The organism is Sneathiella limimaris (assembly GCF_012932565.1).
GTDB classification, from domain to species: Bacteria; Pseudomonadota; Alphaproteobacteria; order Sneathiellales; family Sneathiellaceae; genus Sneathiella; species Sneathiella limimaris.
In genome coordinates, this window is record NZ_JABBYJ010000001.1 from 298,052 (window position 1) to 310,297 (window position 12,246).

The 12,246-nt window shown below is 46.5% G+C and carries 12 protein-coding genes; 8 read left to right on the forward strand and 4 right to left on the reverse strand.

The features are described from left to right. Positions 1-55: 55 nt before the first annotated feature. Entirely contained in the window at positions 56-715 is a 660-nt protein-coding gene (locus HH301_RS01395) for a response regulator (protein ID WP_169566270.1), read from the forward strand. Positions 716-727: 12 nt separating this feature from the next. Here the strand turns inward: HH301_RS01395 and HH301_RS01400 are convergent, their stop codons facing one another. Next, positions 728-2,221, reverse strand: a complete 1,494-nt coding sequence (locus tag HH301_RS01400; protein ID WP_169566272.1) for a cyclic di-GMP-binding domain-containing protein, MshE-related — start codon at positions 2,219-2,221, stop codon at positions 728-730. Positions 2,222-2,401: 180 nt separating this feature from the next. Between HH301_RS01400 and HH301_RS01405 the strand changes: the two genes are divergently transcribed. Beyond that, on the forward strand, positions 2,402-2,929 hold the full coding sequence (locus HH301_RS01405) for a glycine cleavage system transcriptional repressor (protein WP_169566273.1): 528 nt from the start codon (positions 2,402-2,404) through the stop codon (positions 2,927-2,929). Between the two features lie 27 nt (positions 2,930-2,956). Here the strand turns inward: HH301_RS01405 and HH301_RS01410 are convergent, their stop codons facing one another. Further along, positions 2,957-5,752 carry a CHASE3 domain-containing protein gene (locus tag HH301_RS01410; protein WP_169566275.1) on the reverse strand — a complete coding sequence of 932 codons (2,796 nt, stop codon included), beginning with the start codon at positions 5,750-5,752 and terminating at the stop codon, positions 2,957-2,959. A 297-nt stretch (positions 5,753-6,049) separates the two neighbouring features. Between HH301_RS01410 and HH301_RS01415 the strand changes: the two genes are divergently transcribed. From HH301_RS01415 to HH301_RS01425, 3 genes are all read left to right on the forward strand, one after another. Next, positions 6,050-6,838, forward strand: a complete 789-nt coding sequence (locus HH301_RS01415; RefSeq protein WP_169566277.1) for an enoyl-CoA hydratase/isomerase family protein — start codon at positions 6,050-6,052, stop codon at positions 6,836-6,838. A 71-nt stretch (positions 6,839-6,909) separates the two neighbouring features. Then, on the forward strand, positions 6,910-7,461 hold the full coding sequence (locus HH301_RS01420; RefSeq protein ID WP_169566279.1) for a hypothetical protein: 552 nt from the start codon (positions 6,910-6,912) through the stop codon (positions 7,459-7,461). Positions 7,462-7,473: 12 nt separating this feature from the next. Next, a complete protein-coding gene (locus tag HH301_RS01425) occupies positions 7,474-8,022 on the forward strand; it encodes a GNAT family protein (RefSeq protein ID WP_169566280.1) in 549 nt (182 codons plus the stop codon). A gap of 7 nt (positions 8,023-8,029) precedes the next feature. Here HH301_RS01425 and HH301_RS01430 read toward each other — a convergent pair whose 3' ends face one another. Further along, positions 8,030-9,148 carry a 2-dehydropantoate 2-reductase N-terminal domain-containing protein gene (locus HH301_RS01430; protein ID WP_169566282.1) on the reverse strand — a complete coding sequence of 373 codons (1,119 nt, stop codon included), beginning with the start codon at positions 9,146-9,148 and terminating at the stop codon, positions 8,030-8,032. A 262-nt stretch (positions 9,149-9,410) separates the two neighbouring features. Here HH301_RS01430 and HH301_RS01435 point away from each other — a divergent pair, with 262 nt between their 5' ends. Next, positions 9,411-10,175, forward strand: a complete 765-nt coding sequence (locus HH301_RS01435; RefSeq protein ID WP_169566284.1) for an SDR family oxidoreductase — start codon at positions 9,411-9,413, stop codon at positions 10,173-10,175. 176 nt (positions 10,176-10,351) lie between these two features. On the opposite strand, the gene phnF is transcribed toward HH301_RS01435, so the two are convergent. Further along, complete coding sequence (phnF, locus tag HH301_RS01440; RefSeq protein ID WP_169566286.1) at positions 10,352-11,068, reverse strand: phosphonate metabolism transcriptional regulator PhnF; 717 nt, start codon at positions 11,066-11,068, stop codon at positions 10,352-10,354. 123 nt (positions 11,069-11,191) lie between these two features. On the opposite strand from phnF, the gene phnG reads away from it, so the two are divergent. Continuing rightward, positions 11,192-11,644, forward strand: coding sequence for a phosphonate C-P lyase system protein PhnG (gene phnG, locus HH301_RS01445; RefSeq protein WP_169566288.1), 453 nt, complete (start codon positions 11,192-11,194; stop codon positions 11,642-11,644). After that, complete coding sequence (gene phnH / locus HH301_RS01450; RefSeq protein WP_169566290.1) at positions 11,644-12,246, forward strand: phosphonate C-P lyase system protein PhnH; 603 nt, start codon at positions 11,644-11,646, stop codon at positions 12,244-12,246. The genes phnG and phnH overlap by 1 nt, the downstream gene beginning before the upstream one ends.

A 12,246-nucleotide genomic window follows, 5' to 3' on the forward strand; every position in this document is an offset into this window, starting at 1 on the left:
CAAACTGCAGACGTGTTAGCCTTGCAAAGGAGTAACCTTTTTAGAAACTGATGTTATGAATATATTTTTAGCTGATGATCATCCGCTTTACCGAATGGCTCTGGCCGGTCTTCTCAAACAACTAGATGATCAAGTGGATATCACAGATTGTTGTAATTATAACGAGTTACAGACTGCATTGTCCCAAGCAACCTCCTTACCAGATCTGATACTTCTGGATCTGTGTATGCCAGGTATGGATTATGAGGAAGCCATAGCCGACCTCAAACAAAAATACCCAGACGTAAATCTGGTTATTATCTCCGGCTTGGAAGACACAATGGATATGTCAAAAGTCCTAAATTTAGGGGCTGAAGGCTTTATCCCAAAATCCTCCACTCGGGAGGTGTTGCTCAGTGCCATTCGCCTGGTCTTGTCTGGTGGCAAATATATTCCAGCTCAGATTTTCTCAAATTCAAACTCGAAAACTGAAAACAAGCCCACTCTTTCAGCTCGTAAAAGCAAACCTGCTCTGAGTAGCAATGGGCCAGATGCTTTAACACGCCGTCAACGACACGTCCTTGACCTAATGGCTGAGGGTCATTCTAACCGAGAAATTGCGACTGCACTTAATCTTGCTGAAAGCACGGTGAAAGTACATATTACTGCTATTTTCCGGATCCTAGGGGTTTCAAACCGCACGCAAGCCGTTCTGCAGGCTAAAGAGTTTGCTTGATCCCCAAAAGGTTCAACCCAACGCCGCAATCTGATCAGATTTCATCGACTTGGCCGCCGTTTGGTGGCCAGATGAAGCGCTGTCTGAAGTATAGAGATTTTTCAAAGCATCCACGACCATCTCCTCAGTGAAATGAGGAGGCTCGCCCATGTACTTACAAGAAGCAACAACTTGGTCGATAATGAATTTCGGCTGATAACAAGCAAGGTCATATTTGTTCTTAACCTGCAGTTCTTCCAAAACAATATTGAGGATATCCGGTGTCATCTCCAATCCGCGTGATGCGGCGACCGCTTTGAAGATCTCATAATACTGGTCTTTATTTGGTCCAATTGTTTCCAGCTTATATGGAATACGCCGAAGAAACGCAGGATCCATCAAATCATCTGGAGCCAAGTTAGTGGAGAAGATGACCAACTCATCAAATGGAAGTTGAAAGCTTTTACCCGTGTGGAGTTTCAGGAAGTCAATTCGACTTTCCAAAGGAACAATCCAGCGGTTCAGCAACTCTTCAGGGCTTACAAGCTGACGCCCGAAATCGTCAATAATAAAGGTGCCGTTTGAGGCCTTCACATGTAGCGGGGCTTCATAATATTTAGCGCTGACGTTATAGCTGAGATCCAGCATTTCCAAAGTCAGTTCACCACCGGTGATTACAATTGGTCGCTCGCAGGGAACCCAACGGCCATCAAACTCCTCACGCCTCAACCCAGCCCTAAAACCTTCGCTTTCAGAGGGCATTAGAGGTTTGTGAATGGCCGGATCAAATACCTTGATAATTTGTCCGTCCACTTCGAAGCAGTAAGGAACATAAATCACATTGGCAAATATGGCGGCAACTTTTTCAGCAACAGTCGTCTTCCCATTACCGGGAGGGCCATAAAGCAGAATACTTTTACCTGAGTTGATGCCTGGCCCCAAGCGACGAACAAAATCCTCAGCAATCACTAGGTTCTTAAAGCTATCCGCAATCTTTTCCTTTGAAACCCGCTCATTAGTGATTTTCTGCTGGAGAATCCGTTCCTGATAAGCTTCAAGAGACACAGGCGCAGGGCCCACATATTGATTCTGTTGCAAAGACTCCAACGCAAATCGACGACCCGTTTCGGTCATCACATAGCGGTTTTCAGAAAAACTCGTTTGATCCGCTGTCCCCAGCGCTTCCAGATACTTCCGATCAGCGGCGTCTTGAATCAAACGGTGTACAACAGAAATAGGTAGCTTGATCGCAGCTGCATATTCAGAGGCTGTTTCCAGGCTATTCACATAGATGGACTTGAACATGATCCGTAATAGGTTAGAGGCCTGAACGCCTGTCTCTTCAATCGTTTTCGCCGCTTTTGGCGCTTCAAAAACAACTTTATCGAGTTCATCCTGACTGATTACACCCAGAGCCACCAAGTTATCTCCCAGACGGCCACCGGTTTCTTTCTGGCGATGATATGCAAGCTCAATATCTTCTTTGGCAACAAGACCATGCGCTAACAAAAGGTCGCTTATCAGCATTCGTTCAAACTCCGGATCAAGTGAGCAGACAGACCTGCTCGCAAAACTTAAATCGCTACTCTACTGACCTTTCGTTAACAGCCAGTTAGAAACTCCAGAAATTTTGATCTTTAAGGGTGGTCGGCCTTGCCCCATCTATATTAGTATTGAGCTGTTATCCCCAACTGACTGGATTGATCCATGAATACATACAAAGCCTTATTGACTATCTTCTCTCCAGACCGGGTTGGGTTAATCTCGGATGTAACTGGGTTTCTATCCGGCCAGGGGATCAATTTGGGGGATACGAGTTTTGCCGGTCTTGGAGAAGGTGGTGGACTGACCAGTTTGCTGGAGATTCCTGAGGAATTAACTGAGAGTGCTGTTACAGAAGAACTGCGGACACTTGCCTCCCTCGAACATGCTGAAATTGATATCAAGCGCCTCAGCTTACCGGATTTAGAGTTACCATCACGCGATATTACCCATATCGTTCTCCTTGATGGTCTCGATCAGCCTGGGTTACTTGCTCGCTTCACAGAAGTCATCAGTGAGTTTGGAGGCAATATTGTTCGACTTAAGTCAGAGCAGGTAGAGAAAGGTGGAGAAACACACTTCGTTACCGAACTTGCCCTTTATCTTCCACCCAATCGATCAGAAAACTGCCTAACAGCTCTTGGAAATACAGCTGAGAGGTTGGGACAGTTCATACAGCATGAAGCGATATAAACTGCCCTTTCCCGCTCCGCTTTGCAGTTAGGCTGTCCGCACTGTTTTCAGGAAGTTGGCGACTTCCTCATTCAATTCTGATGATCTAGCCGCCAGATTTGAAGACTGATCCAGAATATGGCTCGCTGCGGAACCAGTCTCTTCTGCAGACCGGGTTACATTTGAGATATTGGTTGTTACCTCATTTGTGCCCGTCGCGGCATCACCTGCGCTTCTGGAGATTTCCTCCGTTGAAGCAGTTTGTTCCTCAATCGCTGCAGCAATAGCCGCAGAAATTTCGTCCATCTGCCCGATGATGTTGGAAATTCCCTGAATAGCATCAGCAGATTCCTGAGTAGCACCCTGGATACCGCTAATCTGGTTTGAAATCTCTTCAGTCGCCCTAGCCGTCTGGTTCGCCAAATTCTTAACCTCTGCGGCAACGACAGCAAAGCCTTTACCAGCATCACCAGCACGGGCTGCCTCAATCGTCGCATTGAGTGCCAACAGGTTTGTCTGTTCGGCAATATCGGTAATTAATTCAACGACTTCACCAATTTTTTGCGATGACTCAACGAGGAACTTGATCTGTTGATGGGTGTCATCTGCCTGTCTCACGGCATCACCAGCAACCCGGGTCGACTGAGCAACCTGCTTGCTGATTTCGCGGATCGAGCTAGACATTTCATCAGCAGCTGAAGCCACTGTTTTCACATTGGAAGACGCTTGTTCAGCTGATCCAAGAGCACTGGAAGTCTGGGTGTTGGTTTCTTCCACGACCTTCAGCATCTGTTCTGAGGAGGAGTGCATATCTCGAGCCGCTGCATCAACAGCGTTTGCAATACTTCCAACAGATTTTTCAAACTCATTTGCCAATTTAAGCAAGTTTGAACGATTTTCTTCATCTCGCCGCTGACGTTCAGCTTCGGCCTCTTCCTCACGGCGTTTCTCTTCCTCTGCACGCTGAGCTGCACGCTCTTGACGATCTTTCTCAGCCTTTTCAGCCTCTTCCCGCAGGCGTTCGGTCTCAAGCGCATTATCCTTGAACACGCCCATGGCTTTCGCCATTTCACCAATTTCATCCTTGGTTTCTGAAGAAGGCACTTCCGCTTCTAAGTTACCATTTGCCAGTTCATTCATGGCAGTTGTCATTTTGCGGATGGGGTTTGCAATACCATTCCCAATCAAGACCGCTAGCAATAGCCCAATACCAATTGCACCCAGAACACATAGCGCAATAATGATATAGGTATTAACCACAGTACTCTGTGCAGCGTCAGACTTTTCTGCCATCTGATTTTCCAGTACGGAGCGGAATTCGCCCATGACAGCCTGAAATTCCTGGAAATATTTCTCACCGCGGGCTTCACCTACCAAGTCCGCCATATCATCCATAGTCTTGGCGTCACCAATTCCACGGCGCAGCTCAATCATTCCCTCAACAACATCTTTTTGCCAGCTATCAATGATCTTCGATGCTTTTGTTAGACGCTCTGACTGTTCTGCTTCCTGAAACATGACACGCGCATTTAGATCAGCAATCGCTTTTTTGAATAATTTGCTGCCCTCTGTATACGGCGTCAGGAAACTATCTTGACCGGAGAGAAGATATCCGCGCATACCCGTTTCCATATCGACAGCAGATGTCAAAATATTTAATGCATCTTCAATCACTCTAGAGCTGGCAGAAACTTTTTCTTCATTCATGATCATGGTAGCCAAACCGGCTTCCACTTTTTGTTCCGCCGCCAAAGCATCCGCTTTCTTGAAATGAACCCGTTCTGTTTCAGCTTGGGAAATCGATCCAAGAGCCGTATTAAAAGCTTCTAGCTCTTTAGCACCGGCATTGCTGCCCAGAAAACCGTTCAATTGCAACAAATTACCAGTGCCGTTGCTAACCGCTTTTCGAAGCTCAATTGCCGGTTTAACAGCAACTTCAATCCACTGATAAATGGCTTCATCTGCCTTCGTCACGCTCTCGGCATGCTTTTCATCAGCTTCAACCTCTAAACCTAGAACTTCAAGCTCAGCAAACATCAGATCTTCTGAATATTGATATGTTTCTAGAAAATCCTCGTTGCCAGCGATCAGATAACCCCTGAGAGCTGATTGCATTTCGGTAATTAGGTTCTTCACGCGCGTTACAGCCGTCAGGATATTTTGGGTATATTCAACTGCAGCCGCAGTCTCCTTAACCACTTTGAACTGCTCACGAACAGCATCCTTAGCTACCGAAAATTCCTCTTTCCTTGTTTCAAGCCGGGACCGCTCAAAAGCAATAAAAGCATCGATCTCTTTTCTGAAGTTCTCAAAGAAGACTTTGCCCTTGGCTTCGCCGACAAGTTTAGCCATGTCGTTCATGGTTGGTGCATCACCGATTTGGCGGCGGAGCTCAATACTGGGCTCAGTAACATCTTTCTGCCAGCTTTTCAGGATCGATTCTGTTTTCGTTAAACGATCTAACTGCGCTTGATTGTCCTGCCCAATTTCTGCCCGCAGCTCTTCAATCAAGGCATAAGTTTCTTCTTCACCGGATTTGTATGGCTTCAAGAAGCTTTCCTGTCCGGCCAGCAAATACCCGCGCATACCTGTTTCCATATGGAGCGCCGATGTCTCAATAGCTGCCGCTTTTGAAGACAATTCTCGCGTCTGGTTCAGCGTTACACTTGTCTCAACCAAACCGTTAACATTGAGACCAGCCACCATGCCCAGAATAATCAGCAGGACCAGAGGCGCGCAGGTTCCGATTAGGATCTTGGTTTTTGTTTTAAGGTTTCTAAATTTGGTTATAAAACCAGCAGCCGACTTAAGATTTCCGGCATTGAGCGTTTTGCTTGCTCCCATGGTACTTCTACATCCCTTACTTGGACCTCAGCAGCCACCAGCTTCGGTCATGATTCATTTCGGCAATAATCATTTGACACACTTGCCGACCCCCAAAATGATCCTAAAGTTTTTCGCGAATTGATTAATATGCTGTTAAGCGTATAAAAATTTTCCCTAAATAAGAAAATCCCACCCGAACAGGAAGACTGACTAAATGACGCCAAATGCTTTTCACTGCATCTAATCTCGCCTAGACTAATGGCCCAATCGTATAATTAGAAAGGCGGTCGTTCCGGTAGCGAACCGAATTAAAATATGCCTCAAAAACCCTTTAAAACCCTCAAATATATAACCAATGGCCCTATCGCAGAGATCATTCTTGACCGCCCTCCTGCCAACCTGATTGATTACGATTTAACCTATGAATATCTGGAAGCGCTCGACCTCGCCGACAAAGATGAAGCCATTCGGGTCATAATTTTATCAGGCCGGGGCAAAGGATTATCCGGGGGAGTGGATTTAAAATTTCTTGAACAATTCGGTCCTACTGAAATGAAAGATTTTTTGTCCCTTTTCTACATCAAAACCGTTGAGCGCGTCAGGAGCCTCACCAAACCAATAATAGCCTCAGTCCACGGATATGCTCGGGAAGGTGCATGCACACTGGCATTTGCTTGCGACATGATCATTGCTTCCGAAGATGCCGATTTCGGGTATCCAGGCGTTCCTAATCTAGCTGCGCCTCCTGGTATGCATGTTTGGCATCTTCAAGAATTAATAGGACGTATGAAAGCTGCGAAATTAATCTTCACAGGCGAGCCCATAACCGCGCCAGAAGCCGACCGACTTGGCCTTGTTACGGATGTTGTTCCGCGCGACAAGCTTGATGCCGAAACCAAAAAACTGGCAGAGAAAATTGCTAGCATGTCCCCTGTCGCTCTCAAAATTTCCAGAGAATTGATGTATCGGGTTGAAGGAATGAACTTTAAACAAGTTCCGCCAACCGCACTTGATGCCATGGCCGTCGCATTTGCATCAGAAGACAGCCAGGAAGCCCGAAAAGCCTTTGTAGAAAAACGAAAGCCCATCTGGAAGGGACGTTAATTCTCTGAAAAGGCTATAGCCCTATGATACGCTTCAATCAGCAATAATATGCGGGATACTGGGGGGGATCCATGGGAGATCAAAATACAAAAATCGAAGCTGCAATGGAAAGGCCAATTAACTGTTCCAATCAGCTATTAAATAGATTTGCCAGTATTGTTCTCGCCAGTGGAGAAGTTCCTAGGGCTAACCTTCAATCTGGCATACCGAAAGCTGAAATGCTGTTCTTCATGCTAGCAGATGGAGCTGTTGTCGGGGCCAGTGCTGTTCGATATCAGGAGAAAAATTATCATCGCCACCTCTTTGAGCGGGCAGGTGTCCCCGAAATGTATAATCCTTACAGCGTGGAAGTCTGCTGGCTAAGTATTTTACCTGAATATAGAAATCTCGGCGGCTGGAATTTGATGCATAAGCTCCGCAAGAGCTACTTGGGAAACCGCCCTCACCATGCGATTACCCGTGTGGAGAATAAAAAGGTTTCTGATCTTTCACCCTACGGCTATGAAAGGGCAGGCAAGCCCTTCTACCCTGCGACAGACAAAAACCTGATCCAGTTGGCCGTTGCCAACCATGATCCAATATACGATCCCTCCAAAAGGCTGATTTACGCAAAACCACAATAAGAGAAAGCACCCATGCCAGAAGTTGAACCTGAACTGAAAGTCATAATGCGCCGGCCGATAGACTGCCCACCAGAAATGCACAAACGCTTTATCGAGATTGTCATGGAGGGTGGAGAAACCCTGTTGCCAAACCTGCAACGTGGAGTTCCCATGGCAAATATGCTGTTTTTTGGTCTTGTTGGTAGGGAAATAGCTGGCGTTTGCTGCGCCCGATATCAAAATGTGCACTATCACAAACATCTCTTTATTCAGGCTGGCGTTCCAGAAATGTATAATCCCTACAGCTTAGAGATTTGTTGGTTAAGTGTTCTTCCCAAATACCGCCGCAAAGGTATTTTTAAACAGTTTATCACCCAATGGGATGGTTATTTGAAAGATAGGCCCGCGCACGCGATTACACGCGTTGCAAACGCACCTGTCGCAAATCCGGCTCGCTTTGGGCCCAATTATCATGAAGTTGGCGAGCCTTTCTATACAGACAACAGCGACGATCTTATCCAACTGACCGTCACCAACCACGACCCCGTTTTCGAACCGAAAAAACGCCTTCGTTACTGCTAGAGAAACACTACCGATCTAACGAGCCTTTTTCGTAACCCTGAAGTCCATCCAGCAGATGATGCATGAGCTCTGTTGGCAAATTCGGCCCACAGACATCCTCGATCAACTGCGTAGGATCCAAAAGCTCCCGCTTGCGTTGAAGGAATGGACAATAAGGATATAGGAAAGCATGAAGCATTATTTCCGTGATCCCATCGGTCGGATGCCCCTGATCTTTAAAAATTTGATAAATCTGTTGTAATAATCCACCTGCTTCTAAATAGTTGATCGGATGTTTGCCGGAATGCTCCAAGGGAAGCCTGAGTCGATTATTCCGGATCCGGTTTAAACAGATTTTTATGTATTCATTCATAGACTTATCCGAACACATACCCATTTTATCAAGGATGTCCCGGATTTGTCTAATTAGGTGCAACACTTTTAAGTACACCTCGGAATCAACTGCGACTTCATGCAGATATTGATACCCTTTATGTACACCGAGATACGATAGCGATAACTGAGCACTCAGATCCAAAAATTGTTGCAAACGCCAAATCTCTTCAGCCTTCATCCCACGAATACAAAGGGGAATGTTATATTGATTACCCTCACCAGGCAGGATGAGAGTACCCGAAGCTGCGGTCACGCATAAAGGGTCGATATGCATAAGTTCTGACGGCGCCTTTGGGCTAACCAAACAGTCCACAGTAATTGGTTGAACTTCAGCTCTCTGTTGAAACAACGTTTCCAGATAGGTCTGAATTTCCGGATTTGAGTAAATGTTTAGAACAGCAAGGGCATTACTATCTGGTCTTAGAAGACGGCGAATTTCACCTGCTGCATCTTTAAGATCCCGCTCATCAACGGCGAAAACAACACAATCAGTTTGATCAATGAGTTGGCCAATGTCGTTTATATGCAAGCATGCTGTGTAAGGAGCTTCTAAAAGATCATATCCATCCTCTAAAACAGTAACTGTCTTAAAAATCTTGTCATCCCGGTCGAATTCACGAATAAGGCTTGGATCCCGATCGGCAAAACACACATCATAGCCAGCTTCCACCAAACGCGGCGCCAGAAACCCTCGCCCAATAGCTCCGGCACCGACAATCAAAATTGATTTTTTCACTGGCTCGTCTGTCATCTATGGCTCTAGAACCTCAGGCTTCCAAAAACTTCATCAAATTATCTTATTCATATGTAGGTTTCATGTTAGTGCTTGCGACCGCTATGACTGGCAAGTTCAACAAAAAGTTATGAGGCCGGGCAGTTGCATTCCAACCTGTCATCCACCATAATAATTAACAGTCATATTAGACTACAATAATTCTAAACCTTTAGCCGCACCCGATCCCCTTTTGCGAAAGTCCAGTGGATCCCTTGCGGCCAATTTAATGGACATATACATGAATGAATTAAACGGGAAGGTTGCCCTGATCTCCGGGGCAAGCAAAGGTATTGGTGCCGCAACGGCTCGCTTTATGGCAGAGCAGGGAGTTAAGCTAGTCTTAGCCGCGCGGACTGAAAGTTCGCTGCAAGAACTAGCCAAAGAAATTATCGACGCTGGGGGGGCCGCCGTTGCTATTGGCTGTGATGTCGCCAAGTATGAGGATGTAGAAAAAGCAGTAGATGCGGCAATTTCAAACTTTGGCAAGCTTGATATTCTGGTAAACAATGCCGGTTTGATCGAACCCATTGCACGGCTCGCGGACTCTGATCCTGAAAGTTGGGTTACGGCAGCGGATGTAAACTACAAAGGTGTCTATTTTGGACTAAGAGCTGCACTCCCTCATATGCTGAAAGCTGGTCAAGGCACCATTGTGAACGTCAGCTCTGGCGCGGCAACCGGCGCCCTAGAAGGCTGGAGCCATTATTGCTCTTCAAAAGCGGCTGCTTTGTCCCTAACCAAATGTGCTGATGTTGAATATCGGGATCAAGGAATTACCGTTGTGGGAATGAGCCCAGGTACCGTGGCTACTGGAATGCAGGTATCCATTAAAGCATCTGGTATTAACAGGGTCAGTCAGCTGGATCCTTCCGTACACATACCTGCGGAATGGCCTGCTAAAGCCATTGCATGGCTCTGCACAGAAGAAGGTAAAGCCTATGCAGGGACTGATTTTTCCTTGAAAACCGAAGAAGGCCGTAAAGCTATCGGCCTCGACGCGTAAGGTTCTCAGTTGGAGTTGCTCATCAACTGGAAAGCAACTCCACTTCTTTTCGGTGAGAAGTCAAAATATCGTCAGATAATAATTATTTATTTTTTAAATCTTCACTGATTTTTATTTTATATATATTTTTCAACGATCTGCATCAGTCTCACCACCAACTTTTATCAACAAAATCATCAGGGCTCAACGACCAGCTGCACCCGATCGCTATTGAAACTTGTGCGGCCATATTCAATGGGTTGACCCTTGGGATCCACATCCACGCTTTCGGTCACCAGGATCGGCCGGCTTTTTTGCTGTTTGAGTAACATGGCAATCTTTCGGGACGGAAGCTCCGCATTAATTCGTGTAAATTTTCGCGTATAATCCTCAATTCCAAAAAACCTGAACGCTTCTGTCAGGCTTTTTGTTTGCTGAAAGATCAGATCAAGTCCTTCAAATCGATCTGCCGGCATAAAACTATGGCTCACCGCCAGCGGAACCTTATCTGCTTCACTGACACCCAATATCTCAATAATTGGCTCACCGGGTTTGATCTTCAAGTGCTTTGCAACCGTCGGGCTTGCCTTTTTAACATGACTTTCGACAAGCTTTTTATCCGGCAGGCGATGTCGGCTGGAAATAATCTGAGAAAAGCGGGTTCGGCTGTTAATGGGATAATCGATTAAGGTTTCCTGAACGAAAGAGCCCCGTCCCTGCTCCACGCGGATCACATTTGCTTCTGCCAGGGCTGCCAACGCCTGACGAACTGTGTGCCGATTAACTTCAAACCTTTTGGCGAGCTCCTGTTCAGTTGGCAGTTTGTCACCAGCCTTGAAAATCTGCATGGCAATATCCCTCAGGATCTGCCGCTCAATCTGCTTCCAGATTGCTTGACCTTTCTCCCATTCCATGGGCCTCTCCCAACTTTCATAAATGTTTAACAGACTCGTCGTCGAAACATCTCACTTCCTGCCCTATACCGTAAATAGATATAGACATCTAGACAAATAATAGAGTTGTTGAGAAATTTCATAATGACGTCACAAACGCTCAGTCCAGAGATACAAAAGCGGCAAGACTGGCTTCGCCTTCTGGCCTCCACGCCAGAAGATAAACTGGAAACGTATGTCCAGGAAAACTTGCCGGACATCCCCTATTCATACTTGCGGGAACCTGAAATTGGTCTTGTCATGGTCCGCGCCCGTGCGGGCGGTAATGGTCGACAATTTAATATGGGTGAAGTCTCAGTTGCCCGTTGCAGTGTCACGCTCACAAATCAAGTTGTGGGGCACGGATATGTCAAAGGTCGGAGCAAGCGCCATGCTGAACTGATCGCTCTTCTAGATGCAACTTTTCAGGATCGCCAACCGGATGAGACCTTCTTGCAAGATCTAAAAAGGGCTTGCCTGGCAAAGCGGGAGCAACTTTCCCGCAAAGCGGCCGCAACAAAAGTTGATTTCTACACAATAGTTCGGGGGGAAGATTAATGACCGTGCAATCTGTACCAAGCCCTCTCGCTGGATTTGAGAATGTTTCAATCGCCTCCAACCATGTTTTCAGGGGTGTCTTAGATGCCTTTTCCCGTCCGGGAAAGTTGGTTCCCTTAGCGATGGATTTGCCGACCCCAGCGGAAATCAACGGGACTGCGATGTCAGTTCTCCTCGCAATGGCAGATCTGGAGACACCCGTTTTTATTGCGGCGGATTTGCAAAGTGATCAATTAACAGCTCATTTACAGTTCCACACTGGCTGCCCGATCACAAGCAAACCATCCGACGCTGCATTTGCATTGGCATCCGCTCATTCAGATCTGTCTTTCCTCGATCAACTTGCTGTTGGGGATGCTGAGAACCCTCATGCATCAACAACCCTGATCCTGATGGTTGATGGCTTCCAAGGCTCAGAACCCATCACCCTTTCAGGACCCGGGATTGAAGAGAAGGCGATCCTAACTGCCGAACAACTCCCGGGAAACCTGATCCAGAAATTGAAACGAAACCACCAACTTTTTCCTTGCGGCTTTGATGTGATTTTAGCCGCGTCGCAGGAAATCGCTGGCTTACCCCGCTCTACGAAACTGGAGGCCTGA